Below are 26,972 nucleotides of genomic sequence, written 5' to 3'. Positions count from 1 at the left end.
AACACCGGTTCAGGCGGGAAAAGCAAGGCGTGGTTCGGGTAATGATAAGCAATAAAACCTGGCGCGAGTCAAACCCGCGCCTTATTTGTTAAGCGTGTGCGGCGCGTTTTTCTTCTATCAGGCGGCGTAGCAGCGGGATTAGCAACAGCAAAATAACGCCGGTAGCGACGGAGCCCCAGCCCAACTGGCTAAACACTTTGCTGTAACCCGGGTCGGTCAGCAGCGGCGTGCTGCCGCTGTTTTGCGGCATGCGGCCAGAAACATACCCCGCCAGTACGGACGCCACGCCCGTGACCATCATCCAGCAGCCCATCATCAGGCCCTGCAGGTTAGCCGGAGCCAGTTTGCCAATCATCGAGTAGCCCACCGGGGAAATCAGTAGCTCGCCGATGCTCTGCAAAATGTAGCTCAGCACAATCCATTTTAGCGCCACCATACCGTCCGCACCCGCCAGGGAAATACCCAGCGGTAGTAACAGCATGCCAACGCCCATACAGAACAGCGAGGAAGCAAACTGGGCGGGTATATCGATACGCACGCCGCGATCGCGCAGGCGTTTGAACAGCCAGGCCATCAGCGGGCCACCGATCACGATGACGACAGTGTTGATGTTTTGCAGCCACTGAGGGGAAACGTTCCAGCCGAAAGCGCGCAGGGTAACGTTATGCTCGGCAAACAGCGTCAGCCCCATGGGTGCCAGCTGGTACAGCGACCAAAACACCAGCGAACCGGCGGCCAGCAGCAGGTAAGCTGCCATGCGGCGACGTTCGTGCTTGCGAGGATGGCGGGCGGTCATGACGCACAGCGACAGGAAGACCAGGGCACCCAGCACGATGACGAACGTGCTGCTGAATTCGGTATGGCCTAGCAGCAGGCGCAGAACGGGAACCAGAAGAATCAGGATCAGCAGGCCAAAAGCCATGCGCAGATAAAACCCTTTCCCTTTGATGTGCTGCAGCGGCGTGCTGATATCTGCCAGCACCGGCCAGCGTAGCAGGGTAATGACCACGGCGGCGACGTTGCCGAGGGTGGCAAACAGGAACAGCGCCCGGTAGCTTTCGGTCAGCTGGTAGTAGCCCGCCACGGTAAAGCCGATAAAGAAGCCCAGGTTCATCCCGGCGTAGTTCCACAGGAAGGCGGCTTCGCGGCGATCGTCATCCGGCGCAAAGCGCTGGGTCAGCATCATGTTCAGGCAGGTCACGTTCAGCCCGCTGCCGCTCAGGAACATCGCCAGCCCCCACCAAAGGCCCGTCAGGCCCGCGTCGGCAATCAGATAGCAGCCCGCAACCTGCAGCAGCATTCCCAGCACAAACAGATTCCGGTTACTCAGATAGCGCCCACCGAGGCAGCCGCCAAACAGGTGCAGCCCGTAGTTGAATGCGCCGAAGATCCCCATCATGGCATCGGCCTGGCCTTCGCTAAAGCCCAGTCGCTTGGTGACGTACAGCACCAGCGTGGAGTAAAGCACCGCAAAGCCCAGGGTGGCGAACATCTGAATAAAGAACAACGCGCCCGAGCCGGGAGGAATGGCCTGATGCGAGGCGTGGCCGGAAGATAAACTCATATTGTCTCTCTCAACAACAAAAAAACCCGGGAAGCGGGGCGTCACCGGGTCTTAATTTCTATGACTATGATGAGGGAGCATTTTCGTCGCTTTTAGCGGTTTTATGCAAAGCAGAACGACTAAATATTCACATTAAATAATTTCAAAATTTTACAAACCAAAAAGATAACCAGACGAAAGTGCTTAAAAATCACTCCGAATCGGTGCTGCGGGGAAATTCAAGGTGGCCGGTCACCTCGCCCCAGGTTGCGCCGACAGGCGAGAGAAACAGCGGATGCTGAGCGCAGTAAACCGGATTGATCATCCCCTCCAGCGTGCCGTCCTCACGGCGAATATCCCAGCGAATCCACGCATGTTGGATCATATCAGCGTGGATATCTTGCGGCGTGTTTTCCAGGGGATATTCAGCCAGAATACCCGCTTCCGATACGACCTGGAGCGTGTAGCGCCGTTCACTATCTTTTACCGCCACGGTCAATACGATCTGTTTGCCATCGGCAGCGTCGCCCGGCAGCAGCGCGCCGTCATTCAGGCTGAACGTCAGGCCGCAGCGGCGCTCGAAGTAACAATGCCCGCTTTTGATGGCGGCAAGAATGGCCTCTCCGCTGAGCGCCCCGGCATAAACCCAGGTTGCCGGGTCGCCGTAAATAGACGGCTCTGTTGCCTGCGGATAGCGCTCGTGGGGCTGCATATGGCAGTCGCTGCCCCCGACGGCATATACCCGGTGCCCCGCGTTCCACAGCGTGGTGAAGATCTCGACCACCTGCTCGTTCGCGGTGGTGGCGTTTTTCCAGGTTGGGTCGTTGAGCACTTCCAGGACGTCGATATCCGCCATCGGCATGTCGTTATACAGCCAGCTCCACGGGTGCAGCATGGCGTGGTTTACGCTCAGTACGCTTTCTGGCCGCTTGAGCGCAATACCCTGCGTCAGCAGACCGCGGCTGCTGTAATCGGCCTGGAACATATTCAGCGTTGCGGCGGGGCCGTGAACGTTCAGGTGGCCTTTGTCGGCGGTGACTTCAATGCTCGGCAGCAACAGCACGCTATCGTGCTTCGGAAGGCAGGCGTGGGTCAAGTTGTGTTCCGTCAGGAAGAAGAAATCCAGCCCCTGCGAGGCCATAATCTCCAGCGCCTCAGGTAGCGTGTTATTCCCGTCGGACAGCGTTGTATGGCCGTGGAGGTCGCCGCGGTACCAGCCGGGGCGGTCGCTGAGCGAGCGCTGATAGTCAAAAATGACCCGATGGTCCGGGCCCAGCACGTCTTGTTTTTCAAAATCGACGGGGGAGGCCAGCGCGTCAAAGCTGATGTCCAGCCGGTAACTCATTGGCTGCGGCGAGCGGCTTTCGCCAATCACGTTATAGATATGCAATTGCCATTCTCCGGCGGGAAGTTCGCCCGGCAGAGCACCGACCGAAGCCCAGTCCGCGCAGACTGTCAGCACCTTTTCCGGTTTTTGCAGCATCACCGAGGCTCTTAGCTGCTGGCGGCTGTCGTAAAGGTAGCAGTAGAGGTGCCCGGTACGCAGCGTCGTGCCCGTCAGGCTAATTGCCGGGGTATTTTCTGCGACAGGGAAGGTGTGGACGGCATGACCGAAGGGAATTTCACCGGAAAAAACGTGCATGATTTGCTCCTGTTTTTAATGGTGAGGAGCATACCGGGGACGGGTGAAGATTGTGTGTCGGTTGGGTGTCGGAAACATGACGGGAAGGTGAATGCGGCAGAAGAAAAGGGGAGCGCGCTCCCCTGAAATGATTATTGCAGCGAGCGAATGCCGGCGATAAGCCGCTCGACGCCGGCCTCAAGTTTGACTCGCGGACATCCGGCGTTGAGGCGTACAAAACCGTTACCCTCTTCACCGTAGGTATAGCCCGGCATAATGGCGACCTTCTGCTCTTCAATAAGCACTTTCTGCAGCGCTCTGTCGTCCAGCCCCAGCGGGCGTAAATCAATCCAGGCCAGATAGGTTGACTGCGGCGGCTGCCAGTTCAGCTCCGGGAACGCCTGGTTCAGCCTGTCGGCCACGAACTGTAGATTGCTTTGCAGGTAGTCCCGCAGCGCATCCAGCCAGGGCTGACCTTCGCGGTAGGCGGCGATATGAGCCACTATTGCCAGCACCGCCGGAGAGGAAAGGCCGTCCTGCCCTTTGAGTACGTTCAGGTATTGCTGGCGGTCGTCCGCATTATGTATCAGGCCATAAGCGCCAGTGAGCGCGGGGATGTTGAAGCTTTTAGAGCCGGAGGTGAACAGCGCCCAGCCGTCGTGCCCGACGTCGCACCACGGAATATGGCGGTTTTCGCCCCACACCATATCCATATGGATCTCATCGCTGATAACCCGCACGCCGTGGCGTGTGCAGAGTTCAGCCAGGGTTTGCAGCTCTGTCCGCGTCCAGACTTTGCCTGTCGGATTATGCGGGCTGCAAAGCAGCATGATTTTACATTCAGGCCTGGCGAGCAGGGTTTCCAGCTCCGCCATATCGCAGTGCCAGCCTTGTGCCGTTTTTTGCAGCGGCGCGCTCAGAACCTGACGCTGGTTGCCTTCAATTGCTTTGTAGAACGCATCGTACGCGGGGGTATGAATCAGCATGCCGTCGCCCGGCTGCGACCACTGGCGTATAAGCTGCGAAACCATGTAAATCACTGAAGGACCGTAGACTACGCTCTCCGGGTCGATGCTGCTGCCGAAACGCTGCTGATACCAGTGGGCGATGGCGGAGAGAAAATCGTCGTTCTTCCAGCGGCTATAGCCGAGCACGCCGTGTGCCAGCCGTTTTTGCAGGGCATCAAGAATGCAGGGCGCGGTGGGGAAATCCATGTCGGAGATGGTGAAGGGCAGCAGGTCGGCCGCGCCAAAGCGGTCAGCGACATAGTCCCACTGGGTGCACCAGGTGCCGTGGCGATCTACCGGAACAGAAAAATCAAACATAAAACCTCACAGCTTTTTCCCTTTTAGTCAGCAATCAAAGAGCGCCGAAGCGCTCTTTGTTCCATTAAGCCTCGACGGTTCGCATCAGGCCGACCATTTCATCTTTCACCGACTGAACCTGAGGGCCGATAACCACCTGCAGGTTGTGCTCGTTGAGCTTCACCACGCCGATGGCGCGGTTGGCCTTCAGCGCTGCGGTATCCACCAGCGACATATCTTTAACCGACAGGCGCAGGCGAGTGATGCAGTTATCCAGCGTCGAAATGTTATCGCTGCCGCCCAGCGCCGCCAGAATAGCCGGCACGTTATAGCCGGATTTCCCCGTGTGGCCGCCAACCGGTTTTTCTGCGGTAGTGGTTTCAATATCACGCCCTGGGGTTTTGATATTGAAGCGGGTAATGGCGAAGCGGAAGATAGCATAGTAGCCAGCGAACCACACCGCGGCCACAACCGGCACCATATACCATTTGGTGGACAGGCCGTGCAGCACGCCGAAGACGAAGAAGTCAATAATGTTGCCGTCGGTGTTGCCGATAGTCACGCCCAGCACGGACATCATGGTGAAGCCAATCCCGGTCAGCACGGCGTGAATCAGGTATAGCACCGGCGCGACGAACAGGAACAGGAACTCGATAGGCTCGGTAGTGCCACCCACCACGCAGGCAATCACGCCGGAGATCAACAGCCCTTTAATTTTATGGCGATTTTCCGGGCGGGCGCAGTGGTACATCGCCAGCGCGGCACCCGGCAGACCGCCGAGGAAGGCTGGCATTTTACCCTGAGACAGGAACTGCGTTGCGCTTTCAGAGAAGCCGTGGGTGGTCGGGCAGCTCAGCTGCGCCTGGAAGATAGTCAGCGCGCCGCTCACGGTGTGACCGCACACGTCCATGGTGCCGCCCGCTTCGGTGAAGCGAATCAGAGCCACCAGAATGTGCTGCAGGCCGAACGGCAGCAGCAGGCGTTCCCCGGTACCGAAGATCATTGGCCCGAAGATACCTGCACTGTGGATCATGTAGCCCAGGGCGTTGATTCCGGCGGCAAAAATTGGCCAGATCAGCGGGATAACCAGGCCAACCAGCCCCATCACCAGGGTGGTAATAATGGGCACAAAGCGGGTGCCGCCGAAGAACGCTAACGCGTCCGGTAGGCGGATATTGTGAAAACGCTCGTGCAGCAGATAAACAATAATCCCGGCAATGACTGCGCCGAGAATACCGGTATCAATAGACTGAACGCCGAGCACGCTTTGAATGTTGTTGGCTTTGAGGATTGCCGCATCGGTCGTTGGCAGGATGCCTTTGGCGGTCAGCCAGAAGTTTACCGCGAGGTTCATCACCATATAGCCGACAAAGCCGGCGAAGGCGGCCACGCCTTTATTTTCACGCGCCAGGCCCAGCGGGATGGCGATACAGAACATCACCGGCAGGAAGCTGAACGCGAATGAGCCCATTTTGCTCATCCAGGTAAAGATCAGCTGTAAAACCGGGTTACCCAACCACGGGATCTCGGTAACAACGTCATGGCTGCTCAGCGAGCTGCCGATCCCCAGCATGATGCCGCAGAACGACAGCAGCGCCACCGGCAGCATAAAAGTCTTGCCGAGGTTTTGGAAAAACTCCCAAAGCGATTTTTTTTGTGGTGTATTAGCCGCCATCACGACTCCTTGACCCGGTTAAAATGAGGTGTTGTGTAGTAAAGTTTGAAAATGATAAAACGTTTTACCCAATTTTATCGTGAGGACGATCGCAGAATTACCGCGCATAATGAAGTTGAATGTGCCAGCATTAGTAAAACGTTTTATCTTTATATTTATCGATTCACGGAGGATCTGACTTAACGATGTCGACGCTGACCAAAAGAATCACTATCAACGAGGTTGCCGAGGCCGCAGGTGTCTCGGTGACCACGGTATCGCTGGTGCTTAGCGGTAAGGGGAGGATCTCCACCGCCACCGGTCAGCGGGTGAATGAGGCTATCGAAAAGTTAGGTTTTGTCCGTAATCGCCAGGCCGCTTCGCTGCGCGGTGGCCAGAGCGGGGTGATTGGCCTGATTGTCCGCGACCTCTGTAATCCTTTTTATGCGGAGTTAACCGCCGGGTTAACGGAAGCGCTGGAGCAACAGGGGCAGCTTCTGTTTCTCACCCAGAGCGGTAGTCAGGGGCAGCACATGCAGCGTTGTTTCGACACGCTGGTGGCCCAGGGCGTGGACGGCATTATTATCGCCGGCGCGGCAGGCCAGGGCGCGGATCTACGGGATATGGCGATACAAAATAAAGTGCCGCTGGTCTTTGCCTCACGAGCGAGCTATCTCGATGAGGTTGATATTATCCGCCCGGATAATATGCAGGCGGCGCAAATGGTGACCGAGCATCTGATTAAACGCGGGCATCAGCGTATTGCCTGGCTGGGCGGGCGTAGCTCGTCGTTAACGCGTGCTGAGCGGCTGGGCGGCTTTTGCGCCACCCTGATGCAGCATGGGTTACCTTTCCACAGCGACTGGATCCTTGAGTGCGAGCCGAGCCAGAAGCAGGCGGCGGATGCCATCACCGAACTGCTGCACAACTTCCCGACCATCAGCGCGGTGGTTTGCCACAACAGCACCGTGGCGATGGGGGCCTGGTTCGGCCTGACCCGTGCGGGCTGGCAGATGGGCGGCGGCAGCGTGGACAGTTATTACGACCGGCACATCGCGCTAGCAGGCTTTGCCGAAGTCACAGAGGATGACCTGGACGACGTGCCGATGACCTGGGTGACGACGCCTGCGAGAGAAATTGGCCGCAGCGCGGCACAGCGTATTCTCCAGCGAGCCCAGGAAAGCGACGTCGTGTTCAGCAATCAGATTATGCCCGCCCGGTTAATTACCATTAAAAACTAACTTTTTCAGGAACAGCATGAATTAATCATGCCGATAGCGCATCTGTCGCTTATACAGATTTTCCTTTGAAATCTTACGGGAGATATCTTTCGCTTCGCAGTGATTCCGTTCACCCGTAGATCAATTTCCCATGTACGTTCAGAGCACGGTGAACGTGTCAGGGGGCATTACGCCATGCCCCCTGACAACCCCCAGCGCCCGGCAAGCTCATCGCCGCAGAAGCGGTAAACCCACCGGCTATCACCCAAACATTCGGGGTCGTTCGCGATGCGTTCCCGACGATCGCTCTCTTTCGCTGTTCCCGACAGCTCAACCCCGCCTGAGTTGGGTCATCACCGGGGGCGATGAGAGCCGGGGACAAATCTCCCCTCACCCCAGCCCTCTCCCCAAAGGGGCGAGGGAGAAAACAAAATCTACGGGAAACATTGTGTATTCCCTCTCCCTTCCAGGGAGAGGGTTAGGGTGAGGGTAAAAGAAGCCGAGACGTTGTGGCCGAGAGCGTCGGGAACGCATCTCAGCCGACCCAGGACTGGAAGTGAACGGAACTTTAGCCGCTTCACCATAGAACGTATTTGTGGCTAAGGGCTTGCTTGGGGATGAAGGATTTACTGTTGACCCGACAGAAACTAAAAAACCCGCCATCTGGCGGGTTTTTGTAGGGTTTATTGCAGTGGTGCCGGGGCGGCGTCCGGAGAAGCATCGTCTCCCGGCGCTTCGTCCTGTGGCTGCGGGACGGCATCGCTGTCGTTATCCTGCAGCGCCGGTCCACCCATGCCTGCCGGCAGCGCGAACATGCTGAACAGCTCGCCCAGCGACATCTGTTCGCCGTTCAGGGAGGCTTTGCCATTACCGTATTGCAGGCTGGTGGTGATGTTATCGCCGTCAACTTTGGTGACGCGGAACATCTGGCCCATGGCGGCGAGGCCCTTGATCTGCTGGCTGGCGAGTTTGTCTGACTCTTCCGGGCTATAGCCTTCCAGCTGTGCAACCTGGGCCATCAGCCCCGTGGCCATCGGCATGGGGATAACCAGTTTTGCGTCGAGAGATTTCACGTAGCGATCCAGCTGCTCTTCAGCCGAATTGGCCGGGCCGGTTGCGCCCTGTGGATCTTTCATAAACAGGGACAGGTTAAAGGTTGATTCGCCTTTCGTGTTCTTCCAGCTCAGCGGGGCGACGGTAATGATTGGGTTGCCCTTCAGCAGCAGAGGCAGATTGGCGCTAATCAGCTCCACGGACTTTTGCTGATAGAGCTCAGGGTTTTGCTGCAGCGCCGGGTCGGCCATCAGCTGCTGTACGCCAGCGTTGTATTTCTGCGTAAATTCGCGTAGTGCGGCGGCATCAATATTGCCAAGCTTAAGCGTCAGCTTGCCGCTGCCCATATTTTGATTCTGGACTTTCAGTGCATCAAGGCTATAGTCGAACTGCCCGGTAAAGTGCTTTTTATCGTCCTGTAAGTCAGACTTTGCGTTCAGGTTAAAGCCTTCAACGACGGCAATTTCTTTGCCATCCACCACCATGGACAGCTTATCAATACTTGCTTTCTGCGAGCCTACGCGCTGGTCAAACAGGCTACGTTTGCTGTCGCCGTCGGTTTTGATCCCGTTGAAAGAGAGCTGTACGCGCTGGCCGTATTCGTTAACGGTGTTCACAAGGCCGCTGTCGGCCGAGCCGGACAGGGCGATTTCATTGCCTGCGCCGTCCACATCGGCGGTGAACTTGCCGCCGCTAAAGCTGAACTTGTCTTCCCCCTCGGTGGCATCAATGGCCGCCAGAGCGATATCCGAAGACGTTGCCCCGCTGTAGCCCACGCGGGTTTCCACGCCGATAAGCGGTTTATCTTTGGTCAGCGTGAAAAGATGTTTGGTCACGTCGTTATTCACCAGTTCGGTGTGGATCGACGCCATGCTCGGGATCAGGTTGAATTTCTTCAGCTGCGCGAACGGGAAAGGACCATGGTCGATGGTTTCGTTGAATAACACGCTTTGGTCCGGCGTGAGCAGGGCGTTTTTGGTCCCGGCAGCCTGTTTAACAACCAGCTGTACCGAACTGTGGAAAAGTCCACGTTTGTAGTCCTGATAACTGAGGACCAGCCCTGATTCCGGCGCCGAGTTTTTAATTTCAGCATTGGCGTTATCAATCATTTCGGCCATACGGCCTTCGAGCTGCTTACCCGTAAACCAGGCCCCGCCGGTCCATACCACGCCCAGCGCAACAATTACCCCAACCGCAACCAGAGATTTTTTCATCGTGTCATTATCCATGTATAGAAGCCGGCAGCCGTCCCCCACCGGGCGAAAGAAAAACGCCCGTTACCAGGCGTTTTCGTCAACGTGCTTACTAGCTTAGCAATACGCGCTAAAAAGATCAGTAAGTTAAAGTTTATTAAACACTCTTGCTACCCGGCCAACGCCGCTGACGGCGATTGGCGATTCGGCGGCGCTAATAAACGCAGACTCCCCCGGCTTCAGCTCCAGACGCTGCTCGTCTTTAGTCAGCACCGCTTCTCCTTCAACGCAGAACACAATGGCGGCACTTTGCTGTGCCAGCGTGGCTTCCTGCGTGCTCAGGTCGTGCAAAGAAAAGGCAAAGTCATCCACAGGAATAGGGAAGTCCAGCTCGCTGCCGTTTTTCTGCGGCTGGGTAAGCAGCTGGTTGGCCGGTTTTGGCTCAAATTTGACGTTGGCTACCAGTTCAGGAATGTCGATGTACTTCGGCGTCAGCCCGGCACGCAGCACGTTGTCAGAGTTGGCCATCACTTCCAGCGCCACGCCGTTCAGGTAGGCGTGTGGGGTTTCGGCGAACAGGAACATTGCCTCGCCCGGCTCAAGCTTAACCACGTTCAGCAGCAGCGGGGAGAAGAGACCGCTGTCATCTGGGTAAAACGCGGAGATCGCGCGAATGGTCTCCCACGGCTCGCCCTGCTGGCTGTTCAGGGCCGCTTTTAGCACGCCGAGCGCCAGAGATTTCTCTTCACCCTGCATATTCAGCAGACCAGCAAACAGCTGCGCCAGGCTTTCGGCCCCTGGCTGCTGGAGGAAATGGGCAATCAGCGGATGTGCGCCAGAAACCGGCTGCAGCAAAGAAACAATGTCAGAGAATTCGCGGAAAGCGTTCATCGCGAGGAACGGCGTCAGGGCAAAGACCAGTTCAGGTTTATGGTTAGGATCTTTGTAGTTACGTTCTGCGGCATCAAGCGGAATACCCGCTGCATTTTCTTTGGCAAAACCGATTTCAGAGGCTTTTTTGTTCGGATGAACCTGGATGGAAAGCGGCTGGGCGGCGCAAAGGACTTTGAACAGGAAAGGCAGCTCGCCAAAACGCCCGGCAACGGATTTCCCCAACAGCGCTTGTTTGTCGGCGTCAATCACATCGCGCAATGCGTGCGGTTGCCCGTTGGCATCGAGCACTTTTGAACTACTCTTTGGGTGAGCGCCCATCCACAGTTCGGCCATGGGCTTATGCTGCGGGTTGGCGATGCCGTACAGTTCCGTTAGCGCCGTTTCACTTCCCCAGGCATAATTTTGTACCGCATTGATCAATTTTTGCATCTCAGGTCCCTGTCATCATTGAATCGAAGTTTCAGTTATTAAACCAATTATCCGCGGGGAAGTAACCAGGGCAACAAAAAGTCGTATTAGTCTCAGTTTCTGTTAAAAAATTGTGTAGCATGTTATGACTTGTTTTTGGAACGCAGCGTAAGATCCTGCGCTGAAATATAAAAATTAACGTTACTGTTGTCGCAAGTGAGAGAAATATGTCGAATAAACCCTTCCATTACCAGGAGCCTTTTCCGCTCCAGAAAGACCCGACCGAATATTACCTCCTGAGCTCAGACTATGTTTCCGTCGCCGAGTTTGACGGCCAGCAAATCCTCAAGGTTGACCCTCAGGCACTGACGCTGCTGGCTCAGCATGCCTTCCACGACGCTTCGTTTATGCTGCGCCCGGCGCACCAGCAGCAGGTGGCGGACATTCTGAGCGATCCGGAAGCCAGCGAGAACGATAAATACGTTGCGCTGCAGTTCCTGCGTAACTCAGATATTGCCGCCAAAGGTATTCTGCCGACCTGCCAGGACACCGGCACCGCCATCATCATGGGTAAAAAGGGGCAGCGCGTCTGGACCGGCGGCGGCGACGAAGAAGCGCTGTCTCGCGGCGTCTACAACACCTTTATTGAAGATAACCTGCGCTACTCCCAGAACGCCGCGCTGGATATGTACAAAGAGGTGAATACCGGCACCAACCTGCCGGCGCAGATTGATCTCTACAGCGTGGACGGCGACGAGTACAAATTCCTGTGCATCGCCAAAGGCGGCGGTTCGGCTAACAAAACCTATCTCTATCAGGAAACCAAAGCGCTGATCACCCCGGCGAAGCTGAAAGATTACCTGGTGGAGAAAATGCGCACCCTGGGCACCGCAGCCTGCCCGCCGTATCACGTGGCGTTTGTTATCGGCGGTACCTCTGCCGAAGCGACGCTGAAAACCGTGAAGCTGGCGTCAACCAAGTACTACGACGGCCTGCCAACCGAAGGTAACGAATACGGTCAGGCGTTCCGCGACGTGCAGCTGGAAGAAGAGTTGCTGAAAGAAGCGCAGAATCTTGGCCTGGGCGCGCAATTCGGCGGCAAATACTTTGCCCACGACATCCGCGTCGTTCGTCTGCCGCGCCACGGCGCATCCTGCCCGGTTGGCATGGGCGTGTCCTGCTCCGCTGACCGCAACATTAAAGCCAAAATCAACAAAGACGGTATCTGGCTTGAAAAGCTCGAGCACAATCCGGGCAAGTACATCCCGGAAGAGCTGCGTCAGGCCGGGGAAGGGGAAGCCGTGAAGGTCAACCTGAACCGTCCGATGAAAGAGATCCTCGCCCAGCTGTCCGACTTCCCGGTGTCCACCCGTCTGTCGTTAACCGGTACCATTATTGTGGCGCGTGACATCGCTCACGCTAAACTGAAAGAACGTCTCGACAACGGCGAAGACCTGCCGCAGTACGTGAAAGATCACCCGATTTATTACGCAGGCCCGGCTAAAACGCCGGACGGCTACGCCTCCGGCTCCCTGGGGCCAACCACGGCGGGCCGCATGGACTCCTACGTGGATCAGCTGCAGGCCAACGGCGGCAGCATGATCATGCTGGCCAAAGGCAACCGCAGTCAGCAGGTGACCGATGCCTGTCACAAACACGGCGGATTCTACCTGGGCAGTATCGGTGGGCCGGCGGCGGTGCTGGCGCAAAATAGCATCAAGAGCCTGGAGTGTGTGGAGTACCCGGAACTGGGTATGGAAGCCATCTGGAAAATCGAAGTGGAAGACTTCCCGGCGTTCATCCTGGTGGATGACAAAGGCAACGACTTCTTCCAGAAAATTCAGGCCTCACAGTGCTCTCGATGCGTTAAGTAATACTCAAGCCGCCGCCTATAGTGGCGGCTTTTTTTATCGCAAAGGAGAAAGGCATGACATCCAGTCGCAGTGAAAAAGACTCAATGGGCCCGATCGACGTCCCGGCAGATAAACTGTGGGGGGCGCAGACCCAGCGTTCACTTGAGCACTTCCGCATCTCTACCGAGAAAATGCCGACCGAGCTGATTCGGGCGCTGGCGCTTACCAAGCGCGCGGCGGCGAAGGTCAACGTTGACCTCGGCCTGCTGCCCGCCGAGCGCGGCACGGCCATTATCGCGGCCGCAGATGAAGTGCTGGCAGGAAAGCATCCCGGTGAGTTCCCGCTGGCTATCTGGCAGACCGGCTCTGGCACCCAAAGCAACATGAACATGAATGAAGTGCTGGCGAACCGCGCCAGTGAAATTCTGGGTGGCGTACGTGGGATGGAGCGACTGGTGCACCCGAACGACGACGTGAACAAAAGTCAGAGTTCGAACGACGTTTTCCCGACCGCCATGCACGTGGCGGCCATTATCGCGGTACGTGAACACCTGCTGCCGCAGCTAAACGTGCTCAGGCAAACGCTGGCCAAAAAGGCCGAAGCCTTTAAAGATATCGTTAAAATCGGCCGTACCCATCTGCAGGACGCCACGCCGCTGACGTTGGGGCAGGAGATCTCCGGCTGGGTGGCGATGCTTGAGCATAACCTGAAGCACATCGACCATAGCCTGCCGCATCTGGCGGAGCTGGCGCTGGGGGGTACGGCGGTGGGCACTGGGCTGAATACCCACCCTGAATACGCGGTGCGCGTGGCAAAAGAGCTGGCTGACTTCACGAAGCAGCCTTTCGTCACGGCGCCAAACAAATTTGAAGCACTCGCCACCTGCGATGCTCTGGTTCACGCGCATGGCGCGCTAAAAGGGCTGGCCTCGTCGATGATGAAAATTGCCAACGACGTTCGCTGGCTGGCTTCCGGCCCGCGCTGCGGGATTGGCGAGCTGTCGATTCCTGAGAACGAGCCGGGAAGCTCTATCATGCCGGGCAAAGTGAACCCGACCCAGTGTGAGGCCGTTACCATGCTGTGCTGCCAGGTGCTGGGGAACGACGTGGCGGTGAACATCGGCGGTGCGTCCGGTAACTTCGAGCTGAACGTTTATCGCCCGATGGTAATCCATAACTTCCTGCAGTCCGTTCGCCTGCTGGCCGACGGCATGGAAAGCTTCAACGACCACTGCGCGGTGGGCATTGAGCCTAATCGCGATCGCATCAGCCAGTTGTTGAACGAGTCGCTGATGCTGGTGACCGCACTTAATACCCATATCGGCTATGACAAAGCGGCAGAAATTGCCAAAAAGGCGCATAAAGAGGGGCTGACCCTTAAAGCATCGGCACTGAAGCTCGGCTATCTGACCGAGGAAGAGTTCGACGCCTGGGTTCGCCCTGAGGATATGGTCGGCAGCATGAAGCCGTAAGTTTTACGTTTCGCAGTACAGATGCAGCCGCGGGATAATCAGTCTCAGCGGCTGCGCTTTAGGCTTATAGCGGTGCTGAATGTTTTCGGCATCGTAATTCAGCAGCTCTCCTAAATCGGGTGGGGTTTCACCGTTTTCCTGTTTACACAACACAATCAGCGGAGAAGGGCAGGCATACTGCACCTGCTTTTGCTGCGCCTGGTACCACACGCGAGCCACGGGCTGAACCTTCACCGGGCGCTTGATTTTCAGCCGTGTGTTTTCCGGCAGTCGTTGCACTTCATCCATTTCCTGCCTCACGCGCTCGGCCCACTGCTCCTTCGTCCACGGCGGCACGGCTCGACCGGCATTCAGGCTTTTTTCCAGCATCTCCAGCACCTGCTGGCGGCTAAGGTTTTTGACAATCTGTTTATTCGCCCAGCCAAAACGCACGGTGTCCGGCGTTTCAAGCAGGGTAATGGCGCGGTAGGCGTTCAGGGTAAGCAGGCCGGGAATATGGCGATGAACCCATTCAAAACGCTGAGCTGAGGGGAGTTCCGACTCGACGCTGATCATCTGCTCCAGCGCGTATTTCAGCTGGTTAATGCTTTCCAGGAGGTCGGAAGTTTGTTGGTGCTGTTCTTCGCTGACCGAATAACAGAGCGCGCCGGGTAAACGCACGGCGGCCTTGGTGCTGATTTTTTCTGACTGCTGCTGGATAAACAGCCGCGTAAAATGGGCGACGGCGGCGTGATGCGCCTCCAGACCGACGCGCTGGGTGACTTCGATCTTCCGGAGCGGATCGTGCTCTTTGCTTTTTTCTATTTCCGGCAGCGTAAATACGCGCCCGCTGAGCAGCCGGAGCTGACCGAGCTCTGCCCTGAGCACCGCCAGGCGCTGCTCCAGTTCCCGGAAGGTTGACGTTAAGCGTTCAATAAGGTCGTAGCGTGGCATAGCGACTCACATTAGTTACAACATACTTATAAACTGTAGCAACAGGACGCGGCATCAGCAACTGTGAACTTTGCGCTTAGCAGGGAGAAATTGCCCGGCAAGGGAACCGGGCGGGTGGATTCAGACGTCAGGAAAGGTATGTGGTATTGACCGGCCACGAAAAACAGAAGCTGGCGCCGCCTAGAGGACTGCTTTCAATGGTGACGTGCCCCCCCATCGCCACGGCAATAGAGTGGACTATCGCCAGGCCGAGGCCGCAGCCGCCGGTTGCTCTGTCCCGGCTGGGATCGAGCCGAACGAAGGGTTCGAATACGCGAGCGCGCTCTTCCTCGGGAATACCGGGGCCATCATCTTCTACCTGTAAATGAGCGATGTCGTCTTCGCGCCACAGGCTGATACGCAGCTGCTGTTGGCTGTAACGCAGGGCGTTATTGATCAGGTTATCCGTGACTCGCTCCATGAGGCGCAGATCCAGCGCGCCATAGTCAATGGCGTTGACGGTGTCTGTCTCCAGCGTAATCCGGCGCTGACGGTGAATGAGCTGTACGTCGGCAATATGCGTTTCCATCCAGCTGGCAAATTTAACGTGTGCCAGATGAAGCTCGGTTTGCGGGCGGTCGAGGCGCGCGTAGGTCAGCAGTTCGTCAATCAGCGCTTCCAACTGGCCAATATCCCGATTGAGCGCCAGAGATTCTTCTTCGCTAAGGTTATCGCTCATTTCAAGGCGATAACGCAGGCGAACGAGCGGGGTACGCAGCTCGTGGGCAATGCCGTCAATCAGCTGTTTCTTACTGGCAATCAGGGCGTTGATGTTATCGGCCATTTGGTTAAAGGCGATGCCCAGCCGTTCAAAGCTTGAGGCGTTATCAAAATGGATGTGCTCATCGAGATGCCCTTTACCAAATCGCTGGGCAGCGCTTTCCAGTTTGAGCATGTCCTGCCAGTGTGGCCGCATCCAGATGAACACCGGGAAGGCGAGCGAGATGGCGATAAATGCGATCAGGCCAATATCCAGTAGCCGCATCTGGTGCAGATAAAACAGATACGGAATAGGGCCAACGGCCAACACGTAGTGGCTGCGTGGGATGCGCTGGATGAATGTATATTCTTCGTCCAGCGCCACGATTTCGCCTTCCCGGAGGTGGCGCGCGGCAACGTCATCGAGTTTGAACTTGCTCATCGGCTCAATATTGAGCTTAAAAGAGAGGTTCAGGTCGAGATCGTTGATCGTTTTATTCCAGTCCCGGGGTGGAATTTCACGTAGCTCGCTGCGCATCAGGTACAGCGAGCTTTTCATTAAATCATCCAGCGACTGGCGTCCCGCCCGCTCGGCGGTGAACTTATACACCAGCCCGACCAGCATGGTCATCACCAGGAAGCAGACAAACAACAAAAGATAAAACTGTACAAACAGCTTTTTCATTGCTCGTTACCGTCCAGTCCGTATTTCATCAAGCTTCGCTTTCCCAGGCGTGAGGAGCAAATAAATAGCCTTTGTTGCGCACGGTTTTGATGCGGAAGGGTTCAGTCGCATTATCCAGCAGCTTTTTACGCAGGCGGGAGATGGCCACATCCACGCTGCGATCCATGCCGTCATAGGTCACACCACGCAGATTTTTTAATAAGGCATCACGATCCATTATCTGACCGGCGTGCGTGGCAAGTTCCCACAGCAGATCGAAATCCGCAGTCGACAGCACGACGTTTTCATCCCCAAGCGTTACCTGGCGGTTTAGCGGGTCAATGCACAGCGTGCCAAAACGTATCGCTTTATGCGGCTTGAGGTTGCTGGCCGTTGTGTCTGCAGTTTGTTGCGCGGAAACACGCTGGCGAAGGTGTAACCGTAAACGCGCCAGCAGCACCGCAGGCGGCGTTGTTTTTAAAATGTAGTCATTTGCGCCCATTTCCAGCGACAGAATATGATTCATATCGCTGTCCAGGGATGTCAGCAGAACAATCGGGCCATCCCACTGCGGGCGTAGGTCGCGGCATAGCGTCATCCCGTCTTTCCCCGGCAGCATAATATCCAGCAGCACTAAATCCGGCTGCTGTTGCTGGATAACCGCTTCGGCGCGGTCACCGCGGGTTTCAACGATAACGTCAATGTCATGTTTCCCGAGATAGGCGGCTATCAGGCCGCCAACTTCCGGGTCGTCTTCCACGTAAACTATTTTGCTCATAATCCGCCGCGTCGGCTTTTAAAATTTGAACATACAATGATGCAATAGATTACACCATTAATGGTTGGTAAACAGCGTTAGCGTAGGTGCCGGCCTCCGTCAACGGCATGACTTCTGCCGGTGACATAGCGGCTGGCCAACAGATACTCAACCAGACGCACAATTTCCTGTTCACCCGGGGCGATTTTCATTAACGATTTGTTAAGAGAGCGCTGGCGATAATCGGCATCGTCGTCGGTATTAAACATGATCAGGGCAGGTGCGATGGCGTTGACCTTGACTTCCGGGGCCAGTTTAAGCGCAAAAGAGAGCGTCATGTTTTCAAGCGCCGCTTTACTGGCGGCGTAAGCGATATGTTTGTCGCTGCCGCGCTCCGCCACGTAATCAGTCAGATGGATGATATCGCTCCCCGCCTGACCGTGTCCGCGCAGCAAACTCTCCAGCTCATGGTTAAGTAAGTAGGGCGTGGCAACATGAATCTGCATCATTGCCTGGAGCGTATCGCACAGGGCCGTGTCGCGGGTTTCTGGTTTCCATTCGCTGGCATTATGAATGATGGCGCGCAGCGCGGGCGTGAGCGACTTCACCCGTTCAGCGAATTCAAGGATACCTTCATTCGTTGAAAAGTCGGCGTACAGGCAAGTAGCACCGGCCTGCTCAAGTTTGTCGACAGCGGGATGGCGAGTGCGATAGCTGACAATTACCGGCTGAGATTTAGCCAGAAAATGCTGGGCCAGTGCCAGGCCAATACGCTGGCCTGCACCGGTGATAAGAATGGGTCGGTTAATAACTTGGTTCCCCTTATCCACAATAGCCGCCGGGGAAAGGATTCGTTACCCCACCAGCATCCACGTTGCCGGAAATGCTGCCAGCAGCATCAGGCAAATCATCGTTCTTTCTTTTAAATTTAGCGACTTTTCGTGCGTATGGGTACGACGCGCGTAAATAAAGACTAACAAACCAGGCGCATACAATACGACTGAAAGCAGCAGGTGCATCGGGCCCGACGCGTAAAGCAGCCACAAACCGTAAAGGCAGGCTCCAAAACCAATCGCCTTGTGCAGAGGGCGGGTCGCGATTTTCAGCAGGTATGCACCCACCAGGAAATAAGGCACCAGAATCATTTCTGAGGCGATGGTTAGCAGCGTGTTGTAGTCCGACCCGGTCAGCCAGATCAGCACGAGGCACACCTGCACGCTAATATTCGTCAGCCAAAGGGAAGCCGACGGTGCGTTGTTTTTGTTCTGACGGGCAAACATTTTGGGGAAAGCTTTATGGGTTGCCGCCAGCAATGGCACTTCTGCAGCCATAATTGTCCAGCTCAGGTACGCGCCGCACACGGAAACAATCAATCCGGCAGCAATAATCACTTCCCCCCACGGGCCCATCATTTCGACCATCAGGCCAGCCATCGACGGATTGCGCATTGCAGCAAGCTCAGGGCGAGCAACTACGCCGAGTGAAAGTAGGGTGACCAGCAGGTAGACGCTGAGTGCGGCAATGACAGCCAGAAGCGTTGCTCTGCCAACGTCTTTTTTATTTCTTGCTCGTGCGGATACCACCACGGCCCCTTCCACGCCGATAAAGACCCAAAGGGTAATCAGCATGGTGTTTTTCACCTGTTCCCAGACGGGAACGCCGAGTTTAATACCGGTAAAATCGAGAGAGAAGGTAGATAGCTTAAAAGCAACTGCCGCCAGTACCACAAACATCCCCAAAGGCAGCAGCTTCGCAAGCGTTGCGACCAGGTTGATGCTGGCCGCCGTTTGTACGCCTCGCAGCACCAGCCAGTGCACCATCCATAACAGCACTGATGCGCCAACGATGGATTGCCAGGTATTGCCGTCACCAAACAGGCGCAGCTCAGGCGTGTCGGTAAAGAAGCTCAGGGCGGAGAAAACAATGACCAGGTAAGAAACGTTGGCGATTACCGCACACAGCCAGTAACCCCAGGCAGAGAAAAAGCCAATAAGCTCCCCAAAACCCTCACGCGCGTAGGTGAATATTCCGCCGTCTAAATCCGGTCGTAATCGGGTAAGCACCAGCATCGCCAAAGCCAGAAGGAGAATGCCTACGCCAGTGATCGCCCAACCGATCAGTAACGCAGCCGGACTCGCAACGCTTGCCATATTTTGCGGCAGGCTAAACACGCCCGCGCCGAGCATGGAGCTTAATACCAGCGCGGTGAGCGCTGCGAGGCCAAGTTTCTTTTCCATACGCATCCTGTTGAGGTCAGAAGTGTTCCAGCATAATTATTTTGCTTTTTCGCATATAAATGGAGGATCACGCTAAGGCGCGGGATTTTACGGAGTGTGCACACTGCTTGCAATGCGCGTGGTGCGATAAAATGATTTGAGTGCACAAAAAAGGGCAGCGGAAGCTGCCCTTTGATGAATAGTGTATCTTATTTAAACAGGTCTGCGCTGACGGTTAAGTTGTTACCTTGTTCCTGCCACTGGCGAGTGATGTGGTAGAACTTAGCGCCTTTATCGGCTGCACGCTTCGCAACCTGGTAGGAAACTTCGGTCATGCTGCTGAAGTTACCGGTGAACTTAATACTGTCAAACGGCACCATCTGGGCAGCCGTTATCTTGTTTACTTCCTGTACTTTGGTGCCGTTTGGAAGTGTTACGGTATAACGTGTGCCCTGAGATGACTGGGTTTCAAAGAAACGGCCCACGTCGGAAGAAGGCGTTTCTGAAGAAGCCACGCCTGGGATTTCCACATTTTTGGCAGCAGCACCGCCCGCAGCGAGCGCGGCTTTACCGGCTTCGGAGTTTGCTGGCAGCAGATCCGGACTTTGAACAACACGTTTTTTAGCGTCAGCTTTATAGATAAACGCCGTTACGCGCTGGTTGCCGCCCTGGTTTGTATCGACCTGACGGACAATAAAGAAGGAGGCCGCCCCTTTTTCGCGTGCGGCTTTAGTAATGGCATCGTTAACGTCCGGTTGGGTACGGAAGAACCCTTGAACGGTGACGGTATCAAAAGGTTCAAGACCATAAGCCTGGTCTTTCGGCAGTTCCATCACGCCATTGATGACACGGTTCTTCGGCGCATCGGCTTTAGGTGCATCATTCTTATAAACATCAGCCACGACGCGGGAGTTGCCGCTTTCGCCCATTGCGCTGGTGTCCAGCACGTAGAAAGAGGCGGCCCCGATAGCGTCTGCGCGGCGAGAAACGGCGGCAACAGCATCGCCGATAGCATTAAAGCGGCCTGTGATAGTGATTCGATCGTACGGCTTAAGTGCGGCCGCCTGCTCTGGTGTCAGTTCGGTCGCCGCCTGAGCGGACAGCGAGGTGACGGAAATAAGAGCTGACGCCAGAAGGGTGTTCTTGAGATTCATAAAAATAATCCTTCGCCTTGCGCAAAATGAATACAGGTACTTCTCTGATTAAGACCGATTAGCTGCCGATTATGGCTTGAAATAACGTCCTTGTCTGCGGCATTTTTCGCGCCTTGTGCCTTCCCGGCGATGAATAACCGTGACAAACGTTATTAAGTTAAAAAAAGAGGCACTCACCGCTAAAACTGATAAAGCTTATGACTTTTTTGGTTAAAATGTTGTTAAAAATGATTTTTATTACGGCGTAGAATCATGTCTTACCGTCCAGGCTAAGCGTATTATCAGGCCTCGGCGTGTAAATAAAGATTAAAACAGCTGTCTGAGTGCATGATGACTGAATTTTTGCGATAAAAATAGAAATACCAGGATACGGATGTAGATCACAGTCGTTATTTTCAGTAGGTTATAAAAAGTTTGTTACAGATGTATTTTTTGTTGAAGTGGTAATGGAACAGATATCTGCCTGTGCATGCGGGCGGATGCTTGCGTCTGGCCATGGCAAGGTCTGGCAAACCATCATCAAAAACAGATGGAAGGGAATACTATGCGTATTGGTGTACCAACAGAGCGGTTGGCCAATGAAACCCGTGTAGCAGCCACGCCGAAAACGGTAGAGCAGCTGATTAAACTGGGGTTCACTGTCGCCGTTGAAAGCGATGCGGGAAAACTGGCAAGCTTCGACGACGAAGCTTTTGAGCGCGCAGGCGCGATCGTTGCCAGCGCTGATGATGTCTGGCAGTCGGACATTATCCTTAAAGTTAATGCTCCGCTGGATAATGAAATTGAACTTGCCCGTGAAGGTTCGACGCTTGTCAGCTTTATCTGGCCGGCGCAAAACCCGGAGCTGCTTGAAAAACTGGCAGCAAGGAACATCACCGTTATGGCGATGGACTCAGTGCCGCGTATTTCACGTGCGCAGTCGCTGGATGCGCTTAGCTCTATGGCTAACATCGCCGGTTACCGTGCGATTGTGGAAGCCGCGCATGAATTTGGCAGGTTCTTCACCGGGCAAATCACCGCTGCCGGTAAAGTCCCGCCGGCGAAAGTGATGGTTATCGGTGCGGGTGTTGCGGGTCTGGCGGCGATTGGCGCGGCCAATAGCCTTGGGGCAATTGTTCGCGCGTTTGATACCCGCCCGGAAGTGAAAGAACAGGTGCAAAGCATGGGCGCCGAATTCCTCGAGCTGGACTTCAAAGAAGAAGCAGGCAGCGGGGATGGCTATGCGAAGGTGATGTCCGAAGCCTTTATCAAAGCCGAAATGGCGCTGTTTGCTGCCCAGGCGAAAGAGGTGGATATTATTGTGACCACCGCACTGATTCCGGGCAAACCTGCGCCGACGTTGATTACCCGTGAAATGGTGGATTCCATGCAGCCGGGCAGCGTGATTGTCGATCTCGCGGCTCAAAACGGCGGCAACTGCGAATACACCGTTGCGAACCAGGTCACCGTGACCCCGAACGGGGTGAAGGTCATTGGTTATACCGATCTGCCGGGCCGTTTGCCGACCCAGTCCTCCCAGCTTTACGGCACTAACCTCGTGAACCTGCTCAAGCTGCTGTGCAAGGAAAAAGACGGCAATATCACCGTCGATTTTGATGATGTTGTCGTGCGCGGCGTGACCGTTATTCGCGAAGGTGAAGTCACCTGGCCTGCGCCGCCGATTCAGGTGTCAGTCCAGCCTCAGGCCGCAGCAAAACCAGCCGCGGAGCCGGTCGAAGAGAAAAAACCAACGTCTCCATGGTTTAAATATGGCCTGATGGCGCTGGCGATTATTCTGTTTGGCTGGTTCGCGAGCGTGGCGCCAAAAGAGTTCCTTGGTCACTTCACCGTCTTTGCGCTGGCCTGCGTGGTGGGCTACTACGTGGTATGGAACGTTTCCCATGCTTTGCATACGCCGCTGATGTCGGTAACTAACGCCATTTCGGGGATAATCGTGGTGGGCGCGCTGCTGCAAATCGGTCACGGCGGCTGGGTCAGCTTCCTGAGCTTCATTGCGGTACTGATCGCCAGTATCAATATTTTTGGTGGTTTCACCGTCACTCAGCGCATGCTGAAAATGTTCCGGAAGAACTAAGGGGTAACATATGTCTGGTGGATTAGTTACAGCTGCATACATTGTTGCCGCGATCCTGTTTATTTTTAGCCTGGCTGGCCTGTCCAAACACGAAACCTCAAAGCAGGGCAACCTGTTCGGTATCGCGGGGATGGCGATTGCGCTGGTGGCGACCATTTTTGGCCCGGAAACCGGCAACGTCGTGTGGATTATCATCGCGATGGTCATCGGCGGGGCGATTGGTATTCACCTGGCGAAGAAAGTCGAAATGACCGAAATGCCGGAGCTGGTTGCCGTGCTGCACAGCTTTGTGGGCCTGGCGGCGGTGCTGGTTGGCTTTAACAGCTACCTCGATCACGGTCCTGGCCTTGAGCCGATCATGGAGAATATCCACTTAACGGAAGTCTTCATCGGGATCTTCATCGGGGCAGTGACCTTTACCGGGTCTATTGTCGCCTTCGGCAAGCTGCGCGGTAAAATTTCGTCTAAACCGCTGATGCTGCCAAATCGTCATAAGCTCAATCTGGCGGCGCTGGTGGTTTCCTTCGCGCTGCTGCTGGTGTTTGTGCGTACAGAAAGCGTTGGCCTGCAGGTTCTGGCCGTGCTGGTGATGACTATCATTGCGCTGGCGTTTGGCTGGCATCTGGTGGCGTCCATCGGCGGGGCAGACATGCCGGTTGTGGTGTCGATGCTTAACTCGTATTCCGGCTGGGCCGCAGCGGCTGCGGGCTTTATGCTCAGCAATGACCTGCTTATTGTCACTGGTGCGCTGGTGGGGTCTTCTGGTGCCATCCTGTCCTACATTATGTGTAAGGCGATGAATCGCTCGTTTATCAGCGTGATTGCCGGCGGTTTCGGTACCGACGGTTCTTCAACCGGTGAAACGGAAGAAGCGGGTGAACACCGTGAAATCAGCGCGGAAGAAACGGCTGAAATGCTGAAGAATTCCACGTCGGTGATCATCACCCCAGGCTACGGCATGGCGGTGGCACAGGCGCAGTATCCGGTGGCAGAAATCACCGAGAAGCTTCGTGCTCGCGGGGTAAAAGTGCGCTTTGGGATTCACCCCGTTGCAGGGCGTTTGCCTGGCCACATGAACGTTTTGCTGGCTGAAGCGCGAGTGCCATACGATGTGGTGCTGGAAATGGACGAGATCAACGACGATTTCGCCGATACCGACACCGTGCTGGTTATCGGGGCGAACGACACCGTGAACCCGGCTGCTCAGGACGATCCGCGTAGCCCAATCGCCGGTATGCCGGTGCTGGAAGTGTGGAAAGCGCAGAACGTGATAGTGTTTAAGCGCTCGATGAATACCGGTTACGCAGGCGTACAGAACCCGCTGTTCTTTAAAGAGAACACCCAGATGCTGTTTGGTGATGCCAAAGCCAGTGTCGAAGCGATTCTGAAAGCGCTGTAAGCGTTAGCCGTCTTGTGAATGCCGCCCAAATGGGCGGCTTTTTTTTGGGGTATGGATCAGGAACGAAAACGCACGTTCAGGCGCAATCAGAGCGAAGTCGCAGCGTGTGATATTTTACAAAACAAGCAGATCTGGAGGAAGAAGGTATTGAAAGGATCTCAAGAAGATTTTTTTAGTTCTAGAAATAAACAATCACGCCATTTGTCATCATCCTGTAAAAATATTGATTTCAGCGCATTGGGTTATCATCGGGAAAAATCGTCTGTATATCCTGAAAGCCACTAAATTTATTCAGGCCTTTCTCTGAGGCTGTTAAACATCCCATAGCTGTAGATGTAAAAATACGCAAGAAATGATTTAAAGATTTCTGTTAACGCTATCTGATACAGCATGGTCTATATTGGAGAGTGGTATACGATAAAGGTGATTCAACATTTCATTTTGAATATAAATTGTCTGTTTTTATTGAAAATAAAATCGCACAATCCCGGAGGTTACTATGGATATTCGCAGTGAAAGGATAATATCGCTCAAGGCGTTAATTGTTCATAATTCCGCCTGTCATGTTAGCGTAGTCAATGATTCTATTTCTAATCTTATTAATGCGTTAAACAGTAAGGATGTCGCCACTGTTTTTGCCGATTCTGCTGATGACGCTGCCGCGGTTTTAAATAATGATGAAACCATTGAGCTCGTACTCCTCGATTGGGTAATGAGTGATAGTGAACAGAATAATGAATCGGCAAAGAGAGTAATACAATCTCTTCGACGTAAAAATCAGTCCATCCCTTTATTTCTATTATTAGATAATCGACAGGCTGAGAATTTAAATCATGAAATAATGCGTGAAACTGATGAATTAATTTGGGTTCAAGAAGATACACCTTTTTTCCTGGCAGGTAGGATTCATTCGGCTATTTTAGCTTATCGGGATAAAATTGTTCCGCCGCTGACTCGTGCAATTTTTGAGTTTGCGGAAAAATATGAATATTCATGGCATACCCCAGGCCATGCCGGAGGGACGGCATTCATGAAATCGGCCGTTGGCCGGGCATTTCATGATTATTTTGGGGAAAATCTTTTGCGCTCCGATCTTTCTATTTCCGTCGGAGAATTAGGGTCTCTGCTGGATCATAGCGGTCCGATTGGTGATAGCGAAAAGTTCTGCGCTCGGGTATTTGGCGCGGACAGGGCCTATACCGTTACCAATGGTTCTTCCATGTCCAACAGAGTCATTATGATGTCTTCCGTAGCCCGTGACGACTATGCCCTGTGCGACCGTAACGCCCATAAATCTACGGAACAGGCCCTGACGATGACGGGCGTCATCCCAACGTATTTGATGCCTTCGAGAAACTACCTCGGCATTATTGGGCCGGTATATGCCCGTCAACTGAGTGGAGATGCAGTTAAAGAAGCTATCGCTTCAAATCCTCTCGCCACAGATAAGAATAAAAAACCGCTGCACAGCATTATCACAAATTCGACCTATGATGGCCTGACCTACCATGTGCCTACGGTTATTAAGCAGCTCAACAGCAGCGTCGATCGTATTCATTTTGATGAGGCATGGTACGGCTATGCGCGATTTAACCCGCTCTATGCAGAACGGTTTGGCATGTATGGGGAACCCGATGATTATCCAAGGGATTTGCCCACAATTTTCACTACAACCTCAACGCACAAGCTGTTAGCTGCACTTTCGCAGGCCTCGCTGATTGGAGTGCGGGATGGACGAAATTCGGTTCCTCATGAACGCTTCAACGAAGCTTATATGATGCATGCCTCGACGTCGCCGCTGTATCCGATAATTATGGCTAACGAAGTTTCGGCAGAAATGATGCGGGGGCAAAGTGGTCAGCACCTTACTACAGAATCAATTACTGAAGCGGTTCGTTTTCGCCAGGCCGTCAGGCGTATTCGAAGAGAACTTCAGGAAAATGACGACTGGTTTTTCTCCACCTGGAATGCAGACTTTGTCCCCGACCCGGAGTCCGGAAAGAAAATTTCTTTTGAAGATGCGCCCCTGTCTCTTTTAGTTACCGACCCGCGTTGCTGGGAATTGCGAGAGGGTGATATATGGCACGGTTTTAAGGGAATCGAAGACGGCTACTGTATGCTGGATCCGATAAAAGTATCCGTCGTGATGCCTGGCGTGGCGACGGATGGCTCACTTGAGAACGCCGGCATTCCTGCTTCACTGGTGACTGCTTTTCTGAGCCAGAAAGGCATTCAAGTTGAAAAGACCACTGATTTCACCATTCTGTTTCTTTTTTCCCTTGGTATTACCAAAGGGAAATACGGAACATTGATCAATGCATTACTCAAATTTAAAGATGCATACGATAACAATATTCCGGTCAAACACCTCCTTTATGCACATGAAAACGAATGCCCTGAAGCGTTCAAAAATAAAGGATTGAAAGATCTTGCGAATGAAATGTTCCTCTTTTTCAAAGAAACAGATCTCATAAAGGTTCAGGAGAAAGCTTTCACCATATTACCGAAGCCGATACTCACCCCAGCTGAGGCTTATATCAGACTCGTACACAACGATATTGAAACAGTTAGCGTGGATGATCTTTACAACCGCACTCTTGCGACCGGTGTTGTTCCTTATCCGCCGGGCATTCCAATGATCATGCCAGGCGAGAACGCGGGAGATAAAGATAGCCCATACATCAGATATTTGCAGATTCTGCAATTATGGGATCGGCGATTCCCAGGTTTTGGCCATGATATCCATGGTGTAGAGAATAAAAATGGGGTTTATTACGTTCAATGCCTAAAAGAAAGCATCTAACGGTAACCCAGTTAGCTGC

At 54.4% G+C, this 26,972-nt stretch carries 18 protein-coding genes; 6 read left to right on the top strand and 12 right to left on the bottom strand.

Annotated features, from left to right (window positions below; genetic code table 11):
* Positions 1-88: 88 nt before the first annotated feature.
* The 4 genes from F3J29_RS07790 to malX form a co-directional block, all read right to left on the bottom strand.
* Positions 89-1,564 carry a peptide MFS transporter gene (locus F3J29_RS07790; RefSeq protein ID WP_166864640.1) on the bottom strand — a complete coding sequence of 492 codons (1,476 nt, stop codon included), beginning with the start codon at positions 1,562-1,564 and terminating at the stop codon, positions 89-91.
* 190 nt (positions 1,565-1,754) lie between these two features.
* Positions 1,755-3,185, bottom strand: a complete 1,431-nt coding sequence (locus tag F3J29_RS07785) for a CehA/McbA family metallohydrolase (protein ID WP_166864638.1) — start codon at positions 3,183-3,185, stop codon at positions 1,755-1,757.
* A gap of 131 nt (positions 3,186-3,316) precedes the next feature.
* Positions 3,317-4,489, bottom strand: a complete 1,173-nt coding sequence (locus F3J29_RS07780; protein WP_166864635.1) for a MalY/PatB family protein — start codon at positions 4,487-4,489, stop codon at positions 3,317-3,319.
* Between the two features lie 64 nt (positions 4,490-4,553).
* Positions 4,554-6,143 (bottom strand): maltose/glucose-specific PTS transporter subunit IIBC, encoded by a 1,590-nt coding sequence (gene malX / locus F3J29_RS07775; RefSeq protein ID WP_008456400.1) that lies wholly within the window; start codon positions 6,141-6,143, stop codon positions 4,554-4,556.
* Positions 6,144-6,328: 185 nt separating this feature from the next.
* On the opposite strand from malX, the gene F3J29_RS07770 reads away from it, so the two are divergent.
* Positions 6,329-7,363 carry a Mal regulon transcriptional regulator MalI gene (locus F3J29_RS07770; RefSeq protein ID WP_166864632.1) on the top strand — a complete coding sequence of 345 codons (1,035 nt, stop codon included), beginning with the start codon at positions 6,329-6,331 and terminating at the stop codon, positions 7,361-7,363.
* A gap of 662 nt (positions 7,364-8,025) precedes the next feature.
* On the opposite strand, the gene F3J29_RS07765 is transcribed toward F3J29_RS07770, so the two are convergent.
* The gene (locus F3J29_RS07765) at positions 8,026-9,609 is read right to left on the bottom strand and encodes a YdgA family protein (RefSeq protein ID WP_166864629.1); all 1,584 of its coding nucleotides are present in this window, start codon (positions 9,607-9,609) and stop codon (positions 8,026-8,028) included.
* 126 nt (positions 9,610-9,735) lie between these two features.
* Positions 9,736-10,911 carry a mannose-6-phosphate isomerase gene (gene manA, locus F3J29_RS07760; protein ID WP_166864626.1) on the bottom strand — a complete coding sequence of 392 codons (1,176 nt, stop codon included), beginning with the start codon at positions 10,909-10,911 and terminating at the stop codon, positions 9,736-9,738.
* Between the two features lie 206 nt (positions 10,912-11,117).
* On the opposite strand from manA, the gene fumA reads away from it, so the two are divergent.
* Together fumA and fumC are read left to right on the top strand one after the other, a co-directional pair.
* Positions 11,118-12,764, top strand: a complete 1,647-nt coding sequence (gene fumA, locus F3J29_RS07755) for a class I fumarate hydratase FumA (protein WP_008456390.1) — start codon at positions 11,118-11,120, stop codon at positions 12,762-12,764.
* 53 nt (positions 12,765-12,817) lie between these two features.
* Complete coding sequence (fumC, locus tag F3J29_RS07750; protein ID WP_166864623.1) at positions 12,818-14,215, top strand: class II fumarate hydratase; 1,398 nt, start codon at positions 12,818-12,820, stop codon at positions 14,213-14,215.
* A 3-nt stretch (positions 14,216-14,218) separates the two neighbouring features.
* Here fumC and tus read toward each other — a convergent pair whose 3' ends face one another.
* The 6 genes from tus to ydgH all read right to left on the bottom strand — a co-directional run bounded on the left by tus (position 14,219) and on the right by ydgH (position 20,677).
* Positions 14,219-15,148 carry a DNA replication terminus site-binding protein gene (gene tus / locus F3J29_RS07745; RefSeq protein WP_166864621.1) on the bottom strand — a complete coding sequence of 310 codons (930 nt, stop codon included), beginning with the start codon at positions 15,146-15,148 and terminating at the stop codon, positions 14,219-14,221.
* A gap of 127 nt (positions 15,149-15,275) precedes the next feature.
* Complete coding sequence (gene rstB / locus F3J29_RS07740; RefSeq protein WP_166864618.1) at positions 15,276-16,571, bottom strand: two-component system sensor histidine kinase RstB; 1,296 nt, start codon at positions 16,569-16,571, stop codon at positions 15,276-15,278.
* A 28-nt stretch (positions 16,572-16,599) separates the two neighbouring features.
* The gene (rstA, locus tag F3J29_RS07735; RefSeq protein WP_008456384.1) at positions 16,600-17,328 is read right to left on the bottom strand and encodes a two-component system response regulator RstA; all 729 of its coding nucleotides are present in this window, start codon (positions 17,326-17,328) and stop codon (positions 16,600-16,602) included.
* A 77-nt stretch (positions 17,329-17,405) separates the two neighbouring features.
* Positions 17,406-18,137 carry a dihydromonapterin reductase gene (gene folM, locus F3J29_RS07730; protein WP_166864615.1) on the bottom strand — a complete coding sequence of 244 codons (732 nt, stop codon included), beginning with the start codon at positions 18,135-18,137 and terminating at the stop codon, positions 17,406-17,408.
* A 24-nt stretch (positions 18,138-18,161) separates the two neighbouring features.
* Positions 18,162-19,544, bottom strand: a complete 1,383-nt coding sequence (locus F3J29_RS07725; protein WP_008456382.1) for an amino acid permease — start codon at positions 19,542-19,544, stop codon at positions 18,162-18,164.
* A gap of 188 nt (positions 19,545-19,732) precedes the next feature.
* Entirely contained in the window at positions 19,733-20,677 is a 945-nt protein-coding gene (ydgH, locus tag F3J29_RS07720; protein WP_166864612.1) for a DUF1471 family protein YdgH, read from the bottom strand.
* A 544-nt stretch (positions 20,678-21,221) separates the two neighbouring features.
* On the opposite strand from ydgH, the gene pntA reads away from it, so the two are divergent.
* The 3 genes from pntA to F3J29_RS07705 all read left to right on the top strand — a co-directional run bounded on the left by pntA (position 21,222) and on the right by F3J29_RS07705 (position 26,953).
* The gene (gene pntA, locus F3J29_RS07715) at positions 21,222-22,751 is read left to right on the top strand and encodes a Re/Si-specific NAD(P)(+) transhydrogenase subunit alpha (RefSeq protein ID WP_166864609.1); all 1,530 of its coding nucleotides are present in this window, start codon (positions 21,222-21,224) and stop codon (positions 22,749-22,751) included.
* Positions 22,752-22,761: 10 nt separating this feature from the next.
* On the top strand, positions 22,762-24,150 hold the full coding sequence (gene pntB, locus F3J29_RS07710; RefSeq protein WP_166864606.1) for a Re/Si-specific NAD(P)(+) transhydrogenase subunit beta: 1,389 nt from the start codon (positions 22,762-22,764) through the stop codon (positions 24,148-24,150).
* Between the two features lie 499 nt (positions 24,151-24,649).
* The gene (locus tag F3J29_RS07705; RefSeq protein ID WP_166864604.1) at positions 24,650-26,953 is read left to right on the top strand and encodes an Orn/Lys/Arg family decarboxylase; all 2,304 of its coding nucleotides are present in this window, start codon (positions 24,650-24,652) and stop codon (positions 26,951-26,953) included.
* Positions 26,954-26,972 lie beyond the last annotated feature (19 nt).

Source organism: Enterobacter sp. Cy-643 (genome assembly GCF_011752815.1).
GTDB lineage: Bacteria > Pseudomonadota > Gammaproteobacteria > Enterobacterales > Enterobacteriaceae > Cedecea.
This window is presented reverse-complemented; position numbering and strand designations above follow the sequence as displayed.